This is a genomic window from Dongia mobilis, from assembly GCF_004363235.1.
Classification (GTDB): Bacteria; Pseudomonadota; Alphaproteobacteria; order Dongiales; family Dongiaceae; genus Dongia; species Dongia mobilis.
The window spans coordinates 78,813-100,284 of record NZ_SNYW01000009.1; the positions used below are offsets into that span (position 1 = coordinate 78,813).

The 21,472-nt window shown below is 63.0% G+C and carries 18 protein-coding genes; 10 read left to right on the forward strand and 8 right to left on the reverse strand.

Annotation, left to right across the window (positions count from 1 at the left end; all coding sequences use genetic code 11):
* Positions 1-48 precede the first annotated feature (48 nt).
* Complete coding sequence (locus A8950_RS12035) at positions 49-2,052, forward strand: protein meaA (protein WP_133613927.1); 2,004 nt, start codon at positions 49-51, stop codon at positions 2,050-2,052.
* Positions 2,049-2,687, forward strand: coding sequence for a 5,6-dimethylbenzimidazole synthase (gene bluB, locus A8950_RS12040; protein ID WP_133613928.1), 639 nt, complete (start codon positions 2,049-2,051; stop codon positions 2,685-2,687). Before A8950_RS12035 ends, bluB begins: the two co-directional genes overlap by 4 nt.
* Here the strand turns inward: bluB and A8950_RS12045 are convergent, their stop codons facing one another.
* Entirely contained in the window at positions 2,688-3,383 is a 696-nt protein-coding gene (locus A8950_RS12045) for a retropepsin-like aspartic protease family protein (protein WP_133613929.1), read from the reverse strand.
* 265 nt (positions 3,384-3,648) lie between these two features.
* Here A8950_RS12045 and A8950_RS12050 point away from each other — a divergent pair, with 265 nt between their 5' ends.
* Entirely contained in the window at positions 3,649-4,518 is an 870-nt protein-coding gene (locus tag A8950_RS12050) for a hypothetical protein (protein WP_133613930.1), read from the forward strand.
* Between the two features lie 41 nt (positions 4,519-4,559).
* Here the strand turns inward: A8950_RS12050 and A8950_RS12055 are convergent, their stop codons facing one another.
* The 6 genes from A8950_RS12055 to A8950_RS12080 all read right to left on the reverse strand — a co-directional run bounded on the left by A8950_RS12055 (position 4,560) and on the right by A8950_RS12080 (position 11,716).
* The gene (locus tag A8950_RS12055) at positions 4,560-5,951 is read right to left on the reverse strand and encodes an aldehyde dehydrogenase family protein (protein WP_133613931.1); all 1,392 of its coding nucleotides are present in this window, start codon (positions 5,949-5,951) and stop codon (positions 4,560-4,562) included.
* Positions 5,952-5,972: 21 nt separating this feature from the next.
* The gene (locus A8950_RS12060; protein WP_133613932.1) at positions 5,973-7,346 is read right to left on the reverse strand and encodes a glutamine synthetase family protein; all 1,374 of its coding nucleotides are present in this window, start codon (positions 7,344-7,346) and stop codon (positions 5,973-5,975) included.
* Between the two features lie 172 nt (positions 7,347-7,518).
* On the reverse strand, positions 7,519-8,616 hold the full coding sequence (dctP, locus tag A8950_RS12065; RefSeq protein ID WP_133613933.1) for a TRAP transporter substrate-binding protein DctP: 1,098 nt from the start codon (positions 8,614-8,616) through the stop codon (positions 7,519-7,521).
* Positions 8,617-8,669: 53 nt separating this feature from the next.
* Positions 8,670-10,007, reverse strand: a complete 1,338-nt coding sequence (locus tag A8950_RS12070) for a TRAP transporter large permease (RefSeq protein WP_133613934.1) — start codon at positions 10,005-10,007, stop codon at positions 8,670-8,672.
* Positions 10,004-10,516 (reverse strand): TRAP transporter small permease subunit, encoded by a 513-nt coding sequence (locus A8950_RS12075; RefSeq protein WP_133613935.1) that lies wholly within the window; start codon positions 10,514-10,516, stop codon positions 10,004-10,006. Before A8950_RS12075 ends, A8950_RS12070 begins: the two co-directional genes overlap by 4 nt.
* Before the next feature lie 300 nt (positions 10,517-10,816).
* Positions 10,817-11,716, reverse strand: coding sequence for a LysR family transcriptional regulator (locus A8950_RS12080; protein ID WP_133613936.1), 900 nt, complete (start codon positions 11,714-11,716; stop codon positions 10,817-10,819).
* 103 nt (positions 11,717-11,819) lie between these two features.
* Here A8950_RS12080 and A8950_RS12085 point away from each other — a divergent pair, with 103 nt between their 5' ends.
* The 7 genes from A8950_RS12085 to A8950_RS12115 all read left to right on the forward strand — a co-directional run bounded on the left by A8950_RS12085 (position 11,820) and on the right by A8950_RS12115 (position 20,100).
* Entirely contained in the window at positions 11,820-13,286 is a 1,467-nt protein-coding gene (locus tag A8950_RS12085) for a 4-hydroxyphenylacetate 3-hydroxylase family protein (protein WP_133613937.1), read from the forward strand.
* Between the two features lie 4 nt (positions 13,287-13,290).
* Positions 13,291-13,821 (forward strand): RidA family protein, encoded by a 531-nt coding sequence (locus A8950_RS12090; RefSeq protein WP_133613938.1) that lies wholly within the window; start codon positions 13,291-13,293, stop codon positions 13,819-13,821.
* Between the two features lie 8 nt (positions 13,822-13,829).
* Positions 13,830-14,516, forward strand: coding sequence for a DUF1028 domain-containing protein (locus A8950_RS12095; RefSeq protein WP_133613939.1), 687 nt, complete (start codon positions 13,830-13,832; stop codon positions 14,514-14,516).
* A gap of 234 nt (positions 14,517-14,750) precedes the next feature.
* The gene (locus A8950_RS12100; RefSeq protein ID WP_133613940.1) at positions 14,751-16,832 is read left to right on the forward strand and encodes a molybdopterin oxidoreductase family protein; all 2,082 of its coding nucleotides are present in this window, start codon (positions 14,751-14,753) and stop codon (positions 16,830-16,832) included.
* Between the two features lies 1 nt (position 16,833).
* The gene (locus A8950_RS12105; protein ID WP_133613941.1) at positions 16,834-17,682 is read left to right on the forward strand and encodes a division plane positioning ATPase MipZ; all 849 of its coding nucleotides are present in this window, start codon (positions 16,834-16,836) and stop codon (positions 17,680-17,682) included.
* Positions 17,683-17,854: 172 nt separating this feature from the next.
* A complete protein-coding gene (gene galU, locus A8950_RS12110; RefSeq protein WP_133613942.1) occupies positions 17,855-18,739 on the forward strand; it encodes a UTP--glucose-1-phosphate uridylyltransferase GalU in 885 nt (294 codons plus the stop codon).
* 47 nt (positions 18,740-18,786) lie between these two features.
* Positions 18,787-20,100, forward strand: a complete 1,314-nt coding sequence (locus tag A8950_RS12115; RefSeq protein ID WP_133613943.1) for a UDP-glucose dehydrogenase family protein — start codon at positions 18,787-18,789, stop codon at positions 20,098-20,100.
* 43 nt (positions 20,101-20,143) lie between these two features.
* On the opposite strand, the gene A8950_RS12120 is transcribed toward A8950_RS12115, so the two are convergent.
* Positions 20,144-21,466 carry a sugar-transfer associated ATP-grasp domain-containing protein gene (locus tag A8950_RS12120; RefSeq protein ID WP_133613944.1) on the reverse strand — a complete coding sequence of 441 codons (1,323 nt, stop codon included), beginning with the start codon at positions 21,464-21,466 and terminating at the stop codon, positions 20,144-20,146.
* Positions 21,467-21,472 lie beyond the last annotated feature (6 nt).

A 21,472-nucleotide genomic window follows, 5' to 3' on the forward strand; every position in this document is an offset into this window, starting at 1 on the left:
CTATATTGCGCTGCACAATAATAAGATTACCGCCGGGAGAGAGAAAGAATGAGCCAGAAATCCGACACTGCGGGGCAGGTGAAGCGCGACCAGCCCTGGCTGTTCCGCACCTATTCGGGCCATTCCTCGGCCAAGGCGTCGAACGCGCTCTATCGCACCAACTTGGCGCGCGGCCAGACCGGGCTTTCCGTTGCCTTCGATCTGCCCACTCAGACCGGTTACGATTCCGACCATGCGCTGGCCAAGGGCGAGGTCGGCAAGGTCGGCGTACCGATCAGCCATCTGGGCGATATGATGGCGTTGTTCGACGGGCTGCCGCTCGGCGACATGAACACCTCGATGACGATCAACGCGACGGCGCCCTGGCTGCTGGCGCTTTATATCGCCGCGGCCGAGAAGCAGGGCGCGCCGCGCGCCGCCCTCCAGGGCACGGTACAGAACGATATCATCAAGGAATACCTCTCGCGCGGGACCTATATCTTTCCGCCTGAACCCTCGCTGCGGCTGATCACGGATGTCATTAGCTTCACCTATCGCGAGGTGCCGAAATGGAACCCGACCAATGTCTGCTCCTATCACCTGCAGGAGGCAGGCGCGACGCCGGTCCAGGAACTGGCCTATGCGCTGGCGACTGCCATCGCGGTACTGGATCATGTGAAGGCATCCGGCCAGGTGCCGGCGCGTGACTTCCCGCAGGTGGTCGGGCGCATCAGTTTCTTCGTCAATGCGGGCCTCAGGTTCATCACCGAGATCTGCAAGATGCGCGCCTTCACCGAGCTTTGGGACGAGATCACGCGCGAGCGGTATGGCGTTGCCGACGAGAAGTTGCGCCGATTCCGCTATGGCGTGCAGGTGAACAGCCTGGGCCTCACCGAGCAGCAGCCGGAGAACAACGTCTATCGTATTCTTCTGGAAATGCTGGCGGTGACGCTCTCGAAGAACGCCCGCGCCCGCGCCGTGCAATTGCCGGCCTGGAACGAGGCGCTGGGCCTGCCCCGTCCCTGGGACCAGCAATGGTCCCTGCGCCTGCAGCAGATCGTGGCCTTCGAAACCGACCTCCTCGAATTCGGCGACATCTTCGACGGTTCCATCGAGATCACGCGCAAGGTCGAGGCGCTGAAGGACGAGGCGCGTGCCGAGCTCGCCCGCATCGCCGAAATGGGCGGCGCCGTGGCGGCGGTAGAATCCAGCTATATGAAGCAGCGCCTGGTGGAATCCAATGCGCGGCGCCTTGCCGCCATCGAAAGCGGCGCGCAGATCGTGGTCGGCGTAAACAAGTATACCGAGAGCGCGCCGTCGCCGCTGCTGGCCGGCGGAGATGGCGGTTTCCTCGCCATCGACGACCAGGCTGAAATCGATCAGGTGGCGGCACTCAGGGCCTGGCGGGAGTCCCGCGACAATGGCGCCGCGGCATCGGCGCTGCAGCGCCTCGAAGCGGATGCGCGGTCGGGCGCCAATATCATGGAGGCCTCGATCGCCTGCGCCCATGCCGGCTGCACCACCGGCGAATGGGGCGAGACCCTGCGGCGTGTTTTCGGCGAGTACCGGGCGCCGACGGGAGTCGCCCGGGCCAGCATTGATCAAAGTTCCACGAAGATCGAAGGCGTGCGCGAACAGGTCGAGGCCGTGAGCCGCCGGTTGGGGCGCCGCATCAAGATCCTGGTCGGCAAGCCGGGCCTCGACGGCCATTCCAACGGTGCCGAACAGATCGCCATGCGGGCCCGCGATGCCGGCATGGAGGTGGTCTATGAGGGAATCCGCCTCACCCCCGCCCAGATCGTCAATGCGGCGCTGGAAGAGGGGGTGCATGTGGTTGGCCTCTCGATCCTCTCCGGATCCCATATCGCCCTTGTGGGCGAGGTGATGGAGCGCATGCGGGCGGCGGGCTTGGGCGATGTGCCAGTGGTGGTGGGCGGCATCATCCCGGCCGAGGATGAAAAAAGGCTGCTGGAATTCGGCGTCGCGCGGGTCTATACGCCCAAGGACTATGATCTGAACGCCATCATGGCGGGGATCGTGGCCCTGGTGGACCAGCACAAACAGGCGGCATGAACGGACCCGAATTCGGCCCGGCCTTCGAACAGGAGTTCATCGAGCTTCTGGCCTGGCGACGCGACGTACGGCATTTCCGGACCGATCCGATTCCGTCGGATCTGGTTGAGCATCTGCTCGACCTCACCAGTCTGGCGCCCTCGGTCGGCAATGCCCAACCTTGGCGGTTCGTCAGCGTCGACGATCCGGCGCGACGTGCGGCGATCATCGGCAATTTTGAAAGCGCCAACGCCGATGCATTGGCCAGCTATGAGGGCGAGAAGGCGCAGCTCTATGCCACGCTGAAACTGGCCGGCCTCAAACAGGCACCGCGCCAATTTGCCGTCTTCTGTGACGAGGCGACGGAGCAGGGCGCCGGACTTGGCCGGGCGACCATGCCGGAGACCCTGCGCTATTCCACCGTCCTCGCCATCCACACGCTGTGGCTGGCGGCGCGCACCAAGGGGTTGGGTATCGGCTGGGTGTCGATCCTCGATCCCGAAGCCGCCAGGGCGAGCCTGGACGTGCCGCTCGACTGGTCCCTTGTCGCCTATCTCTGCCTCGGTTATCCGGAGGAAGCGCAGATCGAGCCGGAACTGCAGCGCCGCGGCTGGCAGGCGCGCGAGGCACGCTGCCGCCAGGTGCTGCAGCGCTGATCACTGCTCCAGCGTGAGGCGCCCGTTCTCGACCCGCCACGCCCGCAGCCGGTGCAGGAATTCCATGCCGAGGAGCGAGTCCGGCATGTCCGCCTCGTTGACCGTGGCGGGCAGGTTGCGCATGACGATGGGACCCAGGGTCAGCTCGCCGATCTCGATCGGCGCGCCGCGTACCAGGCCGTTGGCCGTCTGCGCCACCTTGGTGAAACTGAGCCGGTCGAGGTCAAAGCCCAGCCTCTCCGCCGCCCGCGGCGAAAGCACGATCTCCGTGGCGCCGGTATCTACGGTGAAGTCGATCGGCACGCCGTCCAGAGTGGCGCGAACCAGGAAATGCCCGTTCTCGGCGACCGGATAGCTGATGCTGGTCGGGCCCTCGAGCCGGCCGTCCAGCGGCATCAACTCACCCCGGAGGCGGTCGCCGAGGGCGCCGAACTCGAAGCGGAACGAATAGACCAGGATCAGGCCGGCGAAGATCGCAACCCAGATCGCCAGCTGGCTGATCGTGCGGCCGGTGTCGTAGCGCAGGCGAACGAACAGGCTGCCGCCGATCAGCACCAGCAGGCCGACCAGATAGACCAGCCGCATGCGGGTATGTTCATCATCGAGTGCGCCGCCCATCTGGCTGCCCAGCAGCGACATGATGGAAATGCCACCGACGATCACGATCGCCCAGACCAGCCATCTCTTGCCTTGCATCGCCACTCTGTCTCCTTGCCCTCACTCGTTGTCGCGGCGTTCGCGACTATAGAGCCAACTGCCCGGGACCGCCACGCGGCAGGCCATGCCAGATGCGCCACGCGCGGCCACAATTGTGTTGGAACGGCAAAATGATGCCTCTGTGATGCGCCTCACGCCGCGCCGCCTGGGTGCGGCTTGAGCGATTCCATGGGGCCGGTTACGGTCGCTGGCATCGGATCACCAGCGGTGACGAGCAACAATTCAGCCAAGGACGGAGCGGCAGATGCGCAAGATGGTAACCGTGTTGACAGTGATGGGTTTCCCGCTGGTCGCATGGCCGGCGATGGCCGCCGATGCAGTTCCGGCGGGCACGACGGCCACCATTGGCATCCGCATGACTGTCAAGGATCAGGTGAAATCGGATTGGCACAGTTCCGTGATCGAACATGTGTTCAACGGTCAGTGCGTCATGATGGCGGGCCATGCTGCGGCAGTGGGTCCCGATGGCATGACTGCCGAGCAGCAGGCCAAGGTGGCCACCACCCAGACCCAGATCCAGGACTACCAGCAGCAATATGCGCCGAGCGACGATATGCTGTCCCAGTTCGAGGCCGGGGCCGAGGCCTGTGGCGAGGACGAGGCCTGCCTGACGGCGCTGGCAATGAGGATGTCGCAGACGCCGGAGATGCAGGCGATGGTGCAACAGATGCCCGAGGCGCAGGCGGCGATGGCGGCAATCGATGGCGATCTCGGGCCGGCGCGCTATCAGACCTGGGAACCGCAGAGCTGTTCCGGCACGATCTCGGTCAACGATGTCTATGTGAACAGCGATTCGGGCGGCGAGGGCGGCGACGGCGCCTATACCGACACCATCACGGCCAGCGGCACGGCGCCGCTGTTGGAAGGCTGGCGAGGTGTCTTCATGTATACCGACACCCTGGGCGGTACGACGACCTATCAGGTCGTGGCGCCGCCGCCGGTCGCCGTGCCCGCCAACTCGTCGATTACTGGCGCCCAGCAGCGCCAGATCGAGTTCCTGCAAGGTGCCAGGATGCCGGAGAAGATCGGCCCCCTGGGTGGCGTCATGTCGCCACACAGCACCGCCGTCAAGACCGACGGCGGCACGGTGATGCTGGAGATTGCCCCGAACTGAAGGGTGACAGGCCCTGCCGGTTCCTTGGCGGGGCCCTTTGTTCAGATCTGGGTGCGGAAGTGAAAGGATTTCGGCCGGGTCAGCATCTCGTAGCCCACCCGTGACAGGGTGGCGCCACGCCCCGAATCCTTGACACCAACCCAGGCGAGCGCCGGATCGAGATAGTCGCAGCGGTTCATATAGACCGTGCCGGTCTCCAGCTGGTCGCCGATCTCGCGCGCGGCCTTCTCGTCCATGGTCCAGAGGGCGGCGGTGAGGCCGTATTTGCTGTCGTTCATCAGCTTCACGGCCTCGGCGTCGTTCTTGACCTTCATGATGCCAATCACGGGGCCGAAACTTTCCTCGGACATGACCGACATTGAATGGTCGACATTGACCAGGACTTGCGGCGCCAGATAGGGCGTGCCGGGCTTGTTGGCCGGGAACAGGGCGGGATCCACCAGGGCCTTGGCGCCCTGCTTGACGGCCGCGTCGATCTGGCCGCGCACGAATTCGGCGGCCGAGGTGCGCACCATCGGCCCCAGATTGGTGGCGGAATCCAGCGGATTGCCCAGCTTGTACTTCCGGGTCAGATCGACGAAGCCGTCGACGAACTTGTCGTACAGGCTCTCATGCACATAGATGCGCTCGATGGCACAGCAGCATTGGCCGGAATTGAACATGGCGCCGTCGACCAGGTTTTCCACGGCATGGTCCAGGTTGGCATCGGCCCGAACATAGGCCGGGTCCTTGCCGCCGAGTTCGAGACCGAGTCCCATGAACTTGCCAAGTGCCGCCTGCTGCACGGCATGGCCCCCGGCGACCGAACCCGTGAAGTTGCAATAGGCGACCTGCGGTGCCGCAATCACCTTCGCGGTATCGTCATGGGTGAGCACCAGGGTCTGGAAGACACCCTTGGGCAGTCCGGCGGCATCCAGGGCTGCCTGGAAATCCTCGGCACAAAGCGGCGTCTGGGCGGAGTGCTTCAGGATGACGGCGTTACCCGCCATCAATGCCGGCACGACGCCGTTGACCGAGGTGAGATAGGGGTAGTTCCACGGCGCCACGATGAAGACGACGCCGAGGGCCTCGCGATGCAACACCCGGGTAAAGCCCGGCTTGTCGGTGTAAAGGGTATCCGCCAATGCCTCCGGCGCCAGGTTGATCATGAACCGGGCGCGCTCCTCGAAGCCGCGCATTTCGCCCGGGCTCTGCGTAATCGGCCGGCCCATCTGCCGCGTGATGTCCTCGGCGTGCCTGTCCTTCCCCTTCAGGAACTCGTCCACGAAGCGGCTGAGGATCCTGGCGCGTTCGGCAACCGGGACCCGGCGCCATTCCTTCTGGGCCGCGGCCGCCCGCTCCAGCGTCTGCGAGATCTCGGTCGCGCTGGCATACGGGCGTTCGACATAGACGGTATTGTCGATCGGCGAGATGGTTTTCTGGACGGCTGACATGGCGTGCCTCGGCAATGATGGTTAGATGATCTCGAAATAGCGCTGCAATTCCCAATCGGTGATCGCCTTGCGGAATTCGCGCTCCTCCCATTCGCGGGTGGCGGCATGATGCTCGACGAAATCGTCGCCGAACAATTCCCGTGCAGCCTTCGACTTCTTCAGTCGCTGCGCCGCGTCCCACAGGGTCGCCGGCAGGTCAAGTTTCGCCGGATGCTTCTGGTCATAGGAATTGCCGACAATGGCTTCGGTCGGCTCGATCTTGTTCTCGATGCCGTAAAGGCCAGAACCGATCGCGGCCGCCAGAGCCGTATAGGGATTGCAGTCGGCGGCGGCGATGCGGTACTCGACCCGCTGCGATTTCTCCGAGCCGGGAATGACGCGCAGCGCGCAGGTACGGTTCTCGACCCCCCAGGTTGCGTTGGTCGGGGCCCAGAATCCAGGAATAAGACGCGAGTAGGAATTGACCGTGGGCGAGACCATCGCCAGCAGTTCCGGCATCAGCGCCTGCTGGCCACCGACGAACCAGCGCATGCGGTCCGACATGCGGTGTTCCTTCCTTGGGTCGTGGAACACCGCCTTGCCGTCCTTGCCCTTCAGCGAGATGTGGATGTGGCCCGACTGGCCGGGCCAGCTGTTGGACCATTTTGCCATGAAGGTGGCCATCAGGCCGCGCTTCTGTGCCAGTACCTTCATGAAGGTCTTGAAGAGGGCGGCGCGATCGGCGGCTTCCAATGCCTTGTCGACCGTCAGTGCCGCCTCCAGCACGCCCGGGCCGGTTTCGGTATGCAGGCCCTCGATCGGCATGCGCATCCGCTCGCACATGTCGAGGATGTCGCGATAAAGTTCCGACCAGACCGAGTTGCGGATGACCGAATAGCCGAACCAGCCGGGGGTCATCGGGGTCAGGTTCTTGTAGCCCTTTTCACGGACGCTTTCCGGCGTCTCGTCGAACATGAAGAACTCGAATTCAAGCGCCGAATAGACGTCGAAGCCCATTTTTGCCGCGCGGTCGAGGACGCGCCGCAGATTGCCGCGCGGACAGATCCGCTCGGCCTTGTCGACGAACTCGGACAGGAAGAACAGATTGTTGTCCTCCATCGGCAGTTCGCGGCAGGTGTCGGGCAGGATGCGGGCGAAAGCATCCGGATAGGCGGTGTGCCAGCCAGTGTATTTGACGTTGTCGAACAGCTGGTCATGGCTGTCCCAGCCAAGGACGACGTCGCAGAAACCGAAGCCGCCCTCGAGGGCGGAAAGGAATTTGGCCTTCGACATGTACTTGCCGCGCAGGATCGCATCGCCGTCGAAAACGCCGACCTTGACATGGGTAAGGCCGCGTTCCTCGACGATCTTTCTGGCCTGGGCGATGGTTTTGACCTGTTCCGGCTTTAACGGCATTTGGGAGACCCTGTGTGTCTGGTCACGTATTAAGGCGGCCCGCAAGCGGACCGCCGGACCATGTTCGAATGGTGGCTAGGTTACCTTGCTTCGCTGCCCGGCGCCAAGCGCCGGCGGCAAAGGCTTGTTGCGGTAGCGGCGGCCACCAAGGTGGCCGCCGCCGCGCACGCACTCAACGATAGGGGTAGCCGGCCTTTTCCATGTTGGCGGCATACTTCTTGAAGATATCGACGACCTTGCCGGCACGCGGACTGGAGCTGGCGACTTCGTCCCAGAAGCCCTCGGAGTCCTTGACGACCTGGGCCCATTCCTCATCGGGAAGGGCGGTCAACTCCATCTTCTCGCCTTCGACGCGCAGCTTTGCCTCGCCGCCCCAGTACCAGACGTCGCGGTAGTAGTGCGACTGGTCGATGGTGATCTTGAACAACTCCTGCAGGTGCGGCGGCACCTTCTGCCAGCTTGCCGAGTTGGCAAAATAGCTGCCAAACCAGGCACCGGTGATCGAGTTGCTGAGGGCATACTTGCAGACGTCGGCCCATCCCACTTCATAGGCCTCGGTGAAACCGCACCAGGCCACGCCGTCCAGTTCACCGGTCTGCATGGCGACTTCGACGTTGTCCCAGGGAATTGTCACGGGAACGAGGCCGTATTTGGAGAGGAACTTGCCCGCCGTCGGTACGCCGAAGACACGCAGGCCGTTCATATCGGCGAGGCTGCGGATGGGCTTGTTGACGGTAAAGATGTGCAGCGGATCCCAGGCACCAGTGGAGAGCCAGGTAACGTTCTCGACGCCGGCATATGCCTCCGCCCAGATCTCGTTGAGACCGTAATAGGTGAACATCGCCGGCACGTCGAGGCTGTAACGGGTCGCAAAGGGGAAGTAGCCCCCGAACACGGCGATATCGACTGGCGACGCCATGGTCGCCTCGTCGGACTGCACGGCGTCGAGCGTGCCGGACTGCAGGGCGCGGAAAAGGTCGGCCGTCGGCACCAACTGGTCGGCATAGTAGAGCTCGATCTCCATCTCGCCATTGGCGGCCTTGTTGAAGGCCTCAATCTGCGGCTTGATGACATGGGCACCCAGCGGCGCGCCCGAATAGGTCTGCAAGCGCCACTTGATCGGGCCAGTCTGGGCGACGACACGGGGAGCGCCCAATGTCGAGGCGGCGACAAGGGCGCCGGCACCGAGGCCGGCCTTGCGCAGCATGTCGCGACGGGTCGACAGGATCTTTTCGGACGGGCTCTGCTTCTTCTTCGTCTCTTCAGTCATCAAATCCTCCTGCGGTTGCTATCGGGCCTTCATTTGCCCTTCTTGAAATCATTCTAACCCCTTACCGACATGTGCTCCGGGAGCCATAGGGCAATCTGGGGGAACGCCATCAGCAGTGCAATCGTAATGGCCATCATAACCACGAATGGCCAAATTGAGCGATAGATGTCGACCAGGGTGATTTCCTTGGGCGCCAAAGCGCGCATCAGGAACAAATTGTAGCCGAAGGGCGGGGTGATATAGGCGATCTGGCAGGTGATGGTGTAGAGCACACCGAACCAGATGAGCTGATTGTCAAAGCCCAGATCCAGTGTTTTTACCAGCGGGATGTAGAGCGGCGCCACAATCACCAGCATGGCGGTGTCGTCCAGGAACACGCCCATGATGATGAAGCTAACCATCATCAGGACGATAACCGTCCAGGGATCCAGGTCGAACTGGACCAGGAACAGGTTCTCCAGCGCCTTGCCGGCCCCCAGCCCGTCGAACACCGTTCCGAAGGCGAGGGCGGCCAGGATCAGCCAAAGGAACATGCAGGAAACATTGAGAGTCTTGATCGATGTCTCGCGGATCAGTCGCCAGGTGAAGCGCCCTTTCAGAACCGCCGCCAGCGTGGCGCAGAAGGCGCCGACCGCCGAGCTTTCCACCAGGCTGGTGATGCCGAAGACGAACAGACCGGTCATGAAGAAAAAGATGCCGATGGTGATAAGTCCGGAAAGGATCAGCGACAGCTTCTCCTTGAACGGCATCGTTCGTTCTTCTTCCCGGACTACCGGTGCCAGTTTGGGATTCATACGCGCCCGGATGATCACGTAGATCACGAACATCGCCGCCATGATCAATCCGGGCACAAGGCCGGCGAACCAGAGCTTCGATACCGGTTGGCGGGCGATCATGCCATAGAGCACCATCACCACCGAGGGCGGAATCAGGATGCCGAGGGACGAACCGCCCTGGACGACACCCGAAATCAACACCTTGTCGTAGCCGCGCCGCAGCATTTCGGGAAGTGCGATGGTGGCGCCGATCGCCATGCCGGCGACGCTGAGGCCGTTCATCGCCGAGATGATGACCATCACGAAAATGGTGCCGACGGCGAGGCCGCCGCTCAGCCGACCGAAGCAAATGTGCATCATCCGGTAGAGATCCTCGGCGATGCCGGATTCCGCCAGGATGTAGCCCATATAGATGAACATGGGCAGCGTCAGCAGAGCGTACCAGTTGAACAGCTTGAAGACCTGGTTGAACGACAATTCGATGGCGCCGTCGCCGTAGAGCAGGAGGGCCGCGGACATGGCGACGAAACCGATGGCAGCAAAGACACGCTGCCCGGAGACAAGCAGGAACAGCATGGAGCCGAACATGACCAACGCGATCATTTCGTAGCTCATGACAGCTTCTCCCCGCGCAGCGTCGCTGCATGCTTGAAGACCAGGGAGATCGCCTGCATCAGCATCAGCACCAGGCAGAAGACCAGGAGTGCCTTGATGGGGATGACCGACGGGTTCCAGATCGAGAAGCGGCGTTCATTGGTTTCGATGGCATAGTCCAGGCTGGAAATGCCGCCGATCAGCGTCACCACCAGATAGAAGATCAGGCAGACGGAGGTGACCAGATTGATCCAGGCGCGACCGCGATCCGACAAGGCGGAGTAGATCAGGTCCATGCGCACATGGCTGTCGTTCTTCAGGGTGAAGGCGCCACCCATGAAATAGTAGGCGGCAAGGGTGAACTGGGTGAGTTCGACCGCCCAATGCACCGGCATGTTGATGACGTTGCGGGTGAAGGCATCGAACATCAGCGTGGCGCCCATGAAGAAGATCAGGCCCGCCGCCAGATAACCCACATAGTCGGAAATGCGGTCAGTGAGCCGCACGTAGCCCGCGATCAGGCCGCGCATGTGCCACACATGAAGGGTTCCCCGAGTAAGATTTGTTTGCCTCAACCTGCCATCGTCCTGCCGCCGGTTCCTTCGCTTGGGAATCCTGGCCAGCCGCGACGTGACCAATGACTACGCTGTATCCTGTGACGGAGACAAGTCCATTCAATCGGTCAGGATTTTTGCGGGGTCATCGCGGCTGCGATGTTGGCCCAATTTGGCCGCAAGAAACAAGTGCTTAACCTTCACTCCGGGAAAAAAATCTTGAATGGCGCGCAACGTGGAAAACGTGGAATCGGTGGCTCAGGGAGGAAGGCGGCGTCATTTTCCCTGGAAATGCAGGTGACAGAGTGCTGCGAAAGCGAGGGATCGCCTGGTCGGGCGCAGTTTCCGGAGACGTGCGAGGCCGAGCCGTGTCGGGCGGAGCTTTTCCTTGATCGGCAGGAAGGCGAGCCGCTTGCCGTCGAGCGACCATTCGCTCAAGGGACGGGAATGCATGATCGAGAAGGCGTCCGAATGCGCCACCAATCCGCGCACCATCTCGAAATTGGGTGTCTCGTGTGCCACCCGGGGCTGCAGGCCGAGACCGTAGATGATCGACAGGAAATAATCGCGGGAATGGGGTAATGCCAGCAATACCAGCGGATATTGGATCAATTCGGCGATGGCGACCGCCTTGTGGCGGGCGAGGGGGTGGTCCTTGGCCAGGATGCAATGCAACGGCACCTCGGTCAGGGTATCGAATTCGATATCGTCGTCGAGGCCGAGATCATAGGTCAGGGCGAACTCGAACTCTCCCGCGCGCAGCCCGTCCAGTACGCCCTGGACATGGTTTTCGTGCAGCTTGACGCTGATTTCCGAATGCTGCCTGGCAAAGATTCCGATGAGGTGCGGCAGGATCAGCGGGGCCACGGTCTGGAAGCAGCCGATATGCAGTTCACCCGCCAAATCCTGGCCCAGTCCCATGGCGCCCAGGCGCACGTCGTCGGCATGGTCCAGCAGGCTCTTGGCATCGGTCAGCAACTCCCGCCCGGCGGGAGTGAGGCTGAGCCCCTGGGCATGGTGGCGGACAAAGAGATCAACGCCGAACCGCGCCTCCAATTCGGCAATCGCTGCCGAGACCGAGGGTTGCGAGATGTTCACCCGCTGCGCAGCCAGGGTGACCGAGCCGGTTTCGGCGGTCGCCACGAAATAGCGCAACTGCTTCAGGGTGAAGGGCATTAACTAATCCAATTCAATTGGAATGATAAAAAGATTTTCCTGTTCCGAAGCCGCAAGTCAAGATCAGGACGGTCGAATCTGAGCGGGAAGGGGAGCAGGGGGCATGCTTCGGACGGGCGCGCAATACAGGGACAGCATCCGGGACGGAAGACAGGTCTGGATTGATGGCGAGAGGGTAAGGGACGTCACCACCCATCCCGCCTTCAAGCCGATCGTCGACATCCGCGCTCGAATCTACGACCTCGCCCACGAATCCAACACCAAGCCGGTGATGGCCTATCGCGACGAGTTGACCGGCGAGGAGAACTGCATCGGCTACAAGCTGCCGCACAACCAGGAAGACTGGCACGCCAAGCGCCGCGCCATCGACACGGTGATGCGGGACATCAACGGCTATGCGGTTCGCGTCGGCGACGAGACGGTCGGCGAGATGTGGTCGCTCTATGACGGCCGCGACATTCTCAACGAGGTCGATCCCCAGTTCTCCAGGAACATCGAGAACCATATCCAGCACGTCCTGCAATCCGATACCTTTCACGTTTCCGCCAATACCGACCCCAAGGGCGACCGCTCGAAGCGGCCCCAGGACCAGGATCCGGACATGCTGCTGCACCTGGTCAAGGAGACCGACAAGGGCATCATTGTGCGCGGCGCCAAATACGAGACGGCGGCGGCCTATGCCAACCAGGCCTTCGTCAAGCCAACCATCGCCAATTGGGGAGACGACAAGCTCAGTGACTACGCGCTTGGCTTCATCTGTGACATGGGATCACCCGGCCTCAAGCATATCTGCCGTACCGGCTTCACCGGCCGCGCGCGGCCGGAGGACTATCCGCTGTCCAATCGCTGCGACGAGGTCGACACGCTGCTGGTCTTCGACGACGTGCTGATCCCTTGGGAGAACGTGCTGTTCTACCGCCATACCAAGGCGGCGGCCTTTATCCGCGGCACGTTGCACCGTTACAGCGCCTTCCCCTTCACGTTGCGCCTTCTCTATATCGCCGATCTGATGCTGGGTGCTGCCGCCTTCAATGCCCGGCAGACCGGCCTCGATGCGCAGCAGGCGGTACGCGAGAAGCTGGCCCTTTTGATGCAGTACCGGGAAAGCATCGACGCCCATTTGATCGCTTCAATCGCGATGGCGCAGAAAAGCCCGGGTGGGCTTCTGATGCCGCACCAGTCGCTGCTCTATACCGGCCGCCATGCCGCCATCAACCAGCTGCCGCTGATGATGCAACTCGCCCGCGAACTCTGCGGCGGGCAGATCTGTGTGACGCCGGACAAGGCCACCTTCGACAACCCGGAAATCAAGACCTGGATGGACAAGTACTATTCGGTCAACGAGTTCTGGTCGGCTGAGGATCGCCGCCGGTTGCTGGCGTTCGCCAGGGATCTGCTCAACTCCGACCGCGCCGGGCATATGGTGACGTTCGAGCTGTTCGCCCAGTCGCCACCCTATGCCCAGCTCAATCATATCTACATGAATTTCGACATGGCGAACGCGCTTGCCTATGTGAAGGATTGCGCGGGCCTCTCCAACCGCGTCATGGACCAATGGAAGAAGAAGTGAAACGATGAGCTACAGCCATATCCGCCTGCGCAAGTTCAACACCAAGAAGACTTATCCGGAGCAATCGCTCGACAACGACCTTTCGATGTCGGTCCGTGCCGGCAACCACATCTTCCTGCGCGGCCAGGTAGGCCAGGCGCTGGACGGCTCCATGGTCGGAACCGGCGATGCCGCCGCGCAGTCTGAACAGGCAATGCGCAATGTCAGGCATTTGCTGGAAGAGCAGGGCGGCAAGCTCGCCGACATCTGCAAGATCGTCATCTACATCACCGATCCGCGCTATCGCGAGGATGTCTACCGCGTCATCGGCAAGCATCTCCGCGGCGTCTATCCGGTTTCGACCGGCCTTGTCGTCCAGGGCCTGGCGCGGCCGGAATGGGTGATGGAAATCGACGTCTATGCGGTAATCCCGGAATCCCGTATGAAGAACCTGCCGGAGCCGCCGGCGGCACTGCAGTGGAAGGATACCGCCGACAAGGCGGACCGCGCCAAGGCATCGGCCAGGAAAAGGAAGGCGGCCCGCAAGACCAGATAGGGGCCAACATGACCTTCTCCCTCGTCGGCCGCTGTGCCAAAACCGGTATGTTCGGCGTTGCCATCACGACCTCGTCGATCGCGGTTGCGTCGCGCTGTCCCTGGGCGCGCGCCAAGGTCGGCGCCGTCGCTACCCAGAACGTGACCGATCCACGGCTGGGCAATCAGGGCCTCGATCTGCTGGCGCGCGGCGTCAGCGCGCCGGACGCGATGAAGGCATTGATGGCGGCGGCGCCCCATGCCGAGCACAGGCAGGTCACCATGATCGATGCGCAAGGGCGTACGGCGCATTGGTCCGGGGCGAAGACCCTCGGGACCAATAACGTCGCGGCGGGGGAGAATTGCGTGGCCGCCGGCAATCTACTGCAGAATGCCGACGTGCCGGCCGCCATGGTTCGTGCCTTTGCGGGGGCTAAGGGGCATCTGGCGGCGCGCCTCCTGGCCGGCCTGGAGGCCGGCATCGTCGCGGGTGGCGAGATGGGGCCGGTACATTCAGCCGGTCTGCTGGTGGTGGACGAACAGCCCTGGCCGCTGGTCGATCTGCGGGTCGACTGGCATGACGAGAATCCGATCGGCGCCCTGAAACATCTATGGCAGGACTATGAGCCGCAAATGGCCGCCTATATCACTCGCGCCCTCAATCCGGACGCGGCGCCCTCCTATGGCGTGCCTGGCGACATGGATGACAGGAAGTAGCATCCGTTGCCGCACACGAGGTGGAAGCGGCGGCTGGTGGCCGATCGTGCCGGCATGTATGGGGCGGGAGATTGCCCCCGACCTGTGACGCTACGTGCTATTGCCTGAACTGCGCGGTGGCTGCGGGGTGAGCCACGTTGCCGGAAGGTTCACGAGAGGGTAGATTGCGGGCGATTTTTGCGGTTTCGCCGCGATTTTTGCGGTTTCGCCGCGATTTTGCCTTGGCATTGAAAAATGACGCCATTCGACACCTTTCATTCGGCCTGCCCGCACGACTGTCCCTCGACCTGCGCACTCGAGGTGGAACGCATCTCGCCGACGCAGATCGGCCGGATTCACGGCGCCAAGGCCAATTCCTACACGGCCGGTGTCATCTGCGCCAAGGTTGCCCGCTATGCCGAGCGCCAGCATCACCCCGACCGGTTGCGCCAGCCCTTGCGCCGTGTCGGCGACAAGGGTGTCGGCAGGGCGGGGTTCGAGCCGATCTCATGGTCGGCTGCCTTGGATGAGATTGCCCGGCAGTTCGAGCGGGCCGAACAGCGGTTCGGCGCCGAGGCTGTCTTCCCCTATTATTACGCCGGCACGATGGGCCTGGTGCAGCGCGACGGGATCTGGCGCCTGACGCACGAGAAAAAGTATTCGCGGATGAAGAGCACCATCTGCGTCACTCTTGCGGATGCGGGTTGGCAGGCGGGTGTCGGGGTCATGCGTGGCGTCGATACCCGAGAAATGGCGGAAAGCGATCTCATCGTCGTCTGGGGCGGCAATCCGGTGGCGACCCAGGTCAACGTCATGACCCATATCGCCCGCGCCCGGAAGGCGCGCGGAGCCAAATTGGTCGTGGTCGATCCCTATCGTACCGGCACGGCCGAGGCGGCCGACCTGCACCTGATGTTGCGCCCGGGCAGCGATGCGGCGCTGGCGGTGGCTGTGATGCATGTCCTGTTCAAGGAGGGCCTAGCCGACCGCGCCTATCTTGCGCGCCATACCGATGTACCGGAGGAACTGGAACGCCATGTTGCCGGCCGGTCGCCGGAATGGGCGGAAGAGATCACCGGTATTCCGGCCGCCACGATCCGCGACTTCGCCCGGCTCTATGGCGCCACGAAGAAAAGCTTCATCCGTGTAGGCTACGGGTTTTCACGCACCCGCAATGGCGCCGTAAGTCTGCATGCGGTCAGTTGCCTGCCGAGCGTCACCGGCGCCTGGGCCGAGCGGGGCGGGGGTGCGCACTATTCGAACCGCACAATCTATCATCTCGACAACAGCCTCATCCAGGGCCTCGACCTGCTCGATCCCTCGGTACGCGAACTCGACCAATCCCGCCTCGGCGCCATCCTGACCGGCGACCGGCGTGACCTCGGTGACGGGCCACCGGTGACCGCCATGCTGGTCCAGAGCACCAATCCGATGAATGTCTGCCCGAACTCGGCATTGGTGAAAAAGGGGTTTGAACGCGACGACCTTTTTGTAGCGGTGCACGAGCAGTTCATGACCGAGACGGCCGCCATGGCCGATATCGTTCTGCCGGCCACGACCTTCCTGGAACATGACGACATCTACCGGGCCAGCGGCCACACCCATCTTCAGGTCACGCGCCGGATCGTCGAACCGCTGGGCGAGGCGCGGCCTAACCACTTCGTCGTCACCGAGTTGGCGAAACGGCTCGGCTGCCGGCACCGCGGTTTTTCGCTGAGCGAGTGGGAGATCATCGACGAGACACTGCGCATCTCGGACCATGTCGATGCGCAGACCATGTATGACAACCGCTGGCAGGATTGTGCCCTCGACTTCGAGACGACCCACTTCCTGAATGGGTTCGGCCATGCCGACGGCCGGTTCCGCTTTAAGCCGGACTGGCGGGCGATCGGCCCCGATGTCGAGGGGCTGCCCGCCCTGCCCGACTATGTGGCGCTGATCGACCGACCGACGGCGGAATACCCGCTGCGGCTGGTGACCGCACCGGCGCGGCAGTTTCTCAACTCGACCTTCACCATGACGCCTACCTCGCGCCAGCGCGAGGCGCGGCCGACCGTTCTCATTCACCCCACTGATGCCGCGCGGCTTGGTGTTGCCGACGGTGTCGAGGTCGAGATCGGCAACCGCCTGGGCTCGATCCGGGTGCATGCGCGGCTTTTCGACGGCCTGTTGCCGGGAACCGTGGTGATCGAAAGCCTCTGGGGCAATGCCGATTTCCCCGGCGGCCTCGGTGTCAATGCACTGGTCAGCGACGAACCGGGCAAGCCCGATGGCGGCGCGGTGTTCCATGATACGGCGGTCTGGCTGCGGCCCCATGCAGCTGGCGCGGCTGCCTGACATGGTCAACAGGTCCGGCCCGCATATCATCGTGCTTGGCAACGAAAAGGGCGGATCGGGTAAATCGACCACCGCGATGCACCTGATCGTGGCGCTGCTGGCGGCCGTCAAGCGGGTAGGCTCGATCGATCTCGACGCAAGACAGGGTTCGCTTTCACGCTATGTCGAGAACCGGCGAAACTCGGCGGCGGCCATGTTGACCCCGCTACCGATGCCGGCCCATGTCGCGATCAACCAGAGTTCGGCCGACAGCCGTGCTGCGGCGCAGGCGGAAGACGAAGCAAATCTGGTGGCTGCGCTCGATCAACTGCGCGAATGCGACTTCATCGTCATCGATACGCCCGGCGCCGACAGCGCCCTCAGCCGCGCTGCGCACAGCCGCGCCGATACCCTGATATCGCCTCTCAACGATTCCTTTCTCGATCTCGACCTTTTCGGCCGGATCGAGGACGAGGGGAATTCGATCCGTCGCCCCAGCGTCTATGCCGAGACAGTCTGGGAGCAGCGCAAGCGCCGTGCCATGGCTGGCGGGCGACCGATTGATTGGGTGGTCATGCGCAACCGGCTGTCCAGTCTTGATGCGCGCAACAAGCGGGATATCGGTCGCCTGCTGGAGCAGCTATCCCGGCGGATCGGTTTCCGCATCGCCCCGGGATTCACCGAGCGGGTGATCTTTCGCGAGTTGTTTCCGCGCGGCCTGACCTTGCTGGATCTTTCGCGGGCTGATGCGGGCGTGCAGTGGCGCATGTCCCATGTCGCGGCTCGGGCCGAAGTGCGCGACCTGCTCGATGCGCTCAACCTGCTGCCAACGAGCGAATCAGCGATGCACAGGCGCGAAGCGGAGATTTGAGGCGAGATTTTTCATCGACATCACACGGGGCTGGGCACAATCGTGTCGGCGCGGTGTTCCTTCCGTGACACGTCCGGAATCAGGGATGATTTGAGCGTCGCGTGCTTGCCTCGGCAACGCGCGCATGCAAAGGTTTTGCGCTGCAACATGGTTCGCTGAAAGAGGCTGCAAGATGATCAAACCGCTCAGAAAGGCAATTTTCCCGGTGGCCGGGCTCGGCACGCGTTTCCTGCCGGCGACCAAATCGATGCCCAAGGAAATGCTGACGGTGGTCGACAAGCCGCTGATCCAATATGCGGTCGAGGAAGCCAATGCGGCGGGAATCGAGGAACTGATCTTCGTCACCTCGCGCGGCAAGTCGGCGATGGAGGATCATTTCGACCACGCGATCGAGTTGGAGCAGACGCTGGAACGCCGCGGCAAGAAGACCGAACTCGAACTGCTGCGGAATATGCTGCCCAAGGCCGGTTCGATCGCCTATGTGCGCCAGCAGGAGCCAGCCGGCCTCGGCCATGCCGTCTGGTGCGCGCGCAACTTCATCGGCGACGAGGCGGTGGCGGTCCTGCTGCCGGATGACCTCGTGCATGGCAAGGTTGCCTGCCTGAAGCAGATGGCGGACGTCTATCGCGAGACGGGCGGCAATGTCATTGGCGTGATGGAGGTGCCGCATGAGCACACCAGCCGCTATGGCATCGTGAAACCCGGCGCCGACAAGGGAAAGCTGCTCGAGGTGGCCGGGCTTGTCGAAAAGCCCAGCCCCGACAAGGCGCCATCGAATCTGGCCGTAATCGGCCGCTACATCCTGCAGCCCGAGATTTTCCACCTGCTGGCGGCGCAGGAACCGGGCGCCGGCGGCGAAATTCAGCTGACCGATTCCATGGCGCGGATGATCGGGCGCATGCCGTTCCACGGCCTGCGTTTTGACGGAACACGCTATGATTGCGGCGACAAGGCCGGCTTCATCGCCGCCAACGTCAATCTGGCCCTGGACCATCCGGCGATCGGCGCTGCCGTTCGTGAAACTGTCGCGGACATCGCCCGCCGACTTAAGCTATGATCCGGCCGTTTTCTCCGGGCCGGCCGGAGCGAAGTCCGGGGTAGTCCATGCGCGTTGCGATGATCGGTGTCGGGTATGTCGGGCTGGTATCGGGGGCCTGCTTCTCCGAATTCGGCCATGACGTGGTTTGCATCGATTCGGATGCCGCTCGCATCTCGGCGCTGGAACAGGGCGAAATTCCGATCTATGAGCCGGGGCTCGACGAACTGGTGGCGCGCAATCGTGCTGACGGCAGGCTGCGTTTCACGACCGACCTAATGGATGCCCTGCAGGGAGCCGAAGCGGTCTTCATAGCGGTGGGTACGCCCAGCCGTCGCGGTGATGGCCATGCCGATCTCACCTATGTGTACCAGGCCGCGGGCGAAATAGCGGCGGAGATCAGCGCCTATACGGTCGTTGTCACCAAGTCGACAGTGCCGGTCGGCACCGGGCGCGAAGTGGCCCGGATCATCCGTTCCGCCCGACCAGGGGCGGATTTCGACGTTGCATCCAACCCGGAATTTCTGCGCGAAGGATCGGCGATCAGCGACTTCATGCGGCCCGACCGGATCGTCATCGGTGCCGAAAGCGACCGAGCGCGGGAGGTGCTGCGCCGCCTCTATCGTCCGCTGTCGTTGCGCGACACGCCTATCCTCTTTGCCGATCTGGAGACGGCCGAACTCATCAAGTATGCCGCCAATGCGTTCCTTGCCCTCAAGATCTCCTATATCAACCAGATTGCCGATCTGTGCGAGAAGGTGGGAGCGGATGTGCAGGATGTCGCCCGCGGCATCGGCCTCGACGGACGCATCGGGCCCAAGTTTCTGCATCCCGGTCCGGGTTATGGAGGCTCGTGCTTCCCCAAGGATACTCAGGCGCTGATGCATACGGCACAGGCGGCCGGCGCGCCCCTGACCCTGGTCGAGGCGACCATCGCCTACAACGAGGCGCGCAAATCGGCGATGGCTGATCGCGTACTCCAGCTTCTCGAGGGCGACGCGCACGGCCAGCGGGTCGCGGTACTCGGCCTGACCTTCAAGCCCAACACCGACGACATGCGCGAGGCACCCAGCCTGACTATCTTGCCGCGACTGCAGACGGCTGGTGTGGTGGTCTCGGCCCATGATCCCGTCGGTATGGGCGAGGCACGCCGACTGATGCCGGACATCCGCTATTGCGACGATGCCTATGAAGCCCTTGCTGGTGCCGATGCCCTGGTTCTGCTGACCGAATGGAATGCCTATCGCGGCATGGACCTGCAGCGCATGCGGGCATTGATGCGCCGGCCGGTGGTGATCGATCTGCGGAATGTCTATCGCTCGCGCGAGATGCGCAAGGCGGGCTTCATCTATCACAGCCTCGGCCGGCCGAAATGGCGCTAGGCCCGGGGTTCAGCCTAACGAGTCCATCCGGGTCGGAAGCGCCCTAGCGCCGTCGCCAGTATTGCAGCGGTCCGAACCAGCGCATGTGCTTTGGCGGCCGCGTGGCACTGGCGCGCCTTGCGTGGAAGGCAAGTATCTGCCCAAGCCTCTGCTGGCCGACCGGGAGATCGTGGGTTCGCTGGACCATGTCGCAGCCGGACTGCACGTTGCCCTCGATCACAACCGGGCCGCGATCGGTGATGGCGACGTCGAAGCCCAGCATGATCCGATCCGGGAACAGAGCATGGGCCTTCTCGACCATGGCAATGGTCTCGCGCCAGCGGGGCAGGGTGCGCCCGCGGATCGGCGCCCGGGTCAGGGGATGAACGTCGTGCCAGGTGCAGGGCTTCTTGTGCCATGAATCCGAGGCAGGGCCGACGACGCCATTGATGATGTCGACCTTTGCGACGGCGCCGCCCTGGTGAAAGTTGTCGACACTGCCCCCGGCCTGCAATGACATCTTCAGGGTGGCGTTGGTTACCTCGAACGAATCGCTTTCGTTGCGGCAGGACGTGATCCGCACCGACGTGATGCCATCACCCAGTTCGCGCAGTTCCTGATGGTTCTCCAGGCATTCCTGGACCAGATAGCGGCCGCGCCTCGCCGCCAGGCCGGCGATGTGCTGAATGAGTTCGCCCTCGCTCAGGATCTGGCCGCCGGGGCCGCGATAGCAGGACCCGTCGAAGATCCACTTTTCGCAGCCGCGGCCGCCCTTTCCCCGGGCCGGCTTGATGAAGATGTTGTCGCGCGGCAGGCTCGGCTGGTCATGACTCTCGGGCGTCACCGCGCCATGCTGGTCGAGGGAAACCAGGATGATCGGCGCATCCACGCCGCCGGCGCGGCAGATGCGCGAGAATTGCAGCTTATCCTTCAAGGCGCCCTTGGAACTGTTGCCGCCTGCCTGCTCCTTGGCATGGAAATGCATCAGGTTGTGCAGTCCGCCCTTCAGTTCGTATCGGAGGATGTAGTCGCTTGCCTGGGCGCGCCGTTCGTCACGGAACAACTCGAACACATAGTATTTGTCCGGCGGGATCGAATAGGCAAAGGCGAGCCAGATCTGCTCGGCCAGCTGCCGCAACAGGCCCTTGCCGGTCGTTCTTGCGACACTCGGTCCGATCTTGCGCGTGAACATGCAGGCCATGGTGACGAAGATCGCCGGCCAGAGCAGTGCAAGGAGTGCTACCAGGAGAACGTGCTGGATGCCCATGCTGCGCCACGCGAATTGGGCATAGGCGTGGTGAATTGCGGCACCCGGAGTTGCCGGTGCCGGCGCCAGGACGGCAAGCAAGCGATAGGGGGAGCAATAGGGAAGGCGAGTATCGGCCACTGAATG

Bases quoted from the DNA above. Each gene is read 5' to 3' on its own strand.
- A8950_RS12060 (WP_133613932.1), bottom strand. From the start codon at position 7,346: ATGCCGTTAAAGCCGGAACAGGTCAAAACCATCGCCCAGGCCAGAAAG.
- A8950_RS12115 (WP_133613943.1), top strand. From the start codon at position 18,787: ATGCGCGTTGCGATGATCGGTGTCGGGTATGTCGGGCTGGTATCGGGG.
- A8950_RS12095 (WP_133613939.1), top strand. From the start codon at position 13,830: ATGACCTTCTCCCTCGTCGGCCGCTGTGCCAAAACCGGTATGTTCGGC.
- A8950_RS12070 (WP_133613934.1), bottom strand. From the start codon at position 10,007: ATGAGCTACGAAATGATCGCGTTGGTCATGTTCGGCTCCATGCTGTTC.
- galU (WP_133613942.1), top strand. From the start codon at position 17,855: ATGATCAAACCGCTCAGAAAGGCAATTTTCCCGGTGGCCGGGCTCGGC.
- A8950_RS12055 (WP_133613931.1), bottom strand. From the start codon at position 5,951: ATGTCAGCCGTCCAGAAAACCATCTCGCCGATCGACAATACCGTCTAT.
- dctP (WP_133613933.1), bottom strand. From the start codon at position 8,616: ATGACTGAAGAGACGAAGAAGAAGCAGAGCCCGTCCGAAAAGATCCTG.
- bluB (WP_133613928.1), top strand. From the start codon at position 2,049: ATGAACGGACCCGAATTCGGCCCGGCCTTCGAACAGGAGTTCATCGAG.
- A8950_RS12105 (WP_133613941.1), top strand. From the start codon at position 16,834: ATGGTCAACAGGTCCGGCCCGCATATCATCGTGCTTGGCAACGAAAAG.
- A8950_RS12085 (WP_133613937.1), top strand. From the start codon at position 11,820: ATGCTTCGGACGGGCGCGCAATACAGGGACAGCATCCGGGACGGAAGA.
- A8950_RS12080 (WP_133613936.1), bottom strand. From the start codon at position 11,716: ATGCCCTTCACCCTGAAGCAGTTGCGCTATTTCGTGGCGACCGCCGAA.
- A8950_RS12090 (WP_133613938.1), top strand. From the start codon at position 13,291: ATGAGCTACAGCCATATCCGCCTGCGCAAGTTCAACACCAAGAAGACT.
- A8950_RS12075 (WP_133613935.1), bottom strand. From the start codon at position 10,516: ATGCGCGGCCTGATCGCGGGCTACGTGCGGCTCACTGACCGCATTTCC.
- A8950_RS12045 (WP_133613929.1), bottom strand. From the start codon at position 3,383: ATGCAAGGCAAGAGATGGCTGGTCTGGGCGATCGTGATCGTCGGTGGC.
- A8950_RS12100 (WP_133613940.1), top strand. From the start codon at position 14,751: ATGACGCCATTCGACACCTTTCATTCGGCCTGCCCGCACGACTGTCCC.
- A8950_RS12050 (WP_133613930.1), top strand. From the start codon at position 3,649: ATGCGCAAGATGGTAACCGTGTTGACAGTGATGGGTTTCCCGCTGGTC.
- A8950_RS12035 (WP_133613927.1), top strand. From the start codon at position 49: ATGAGCCAGAAATCCGACACTGCGGGGCAGGTGAAGCGCGACCAGCCC.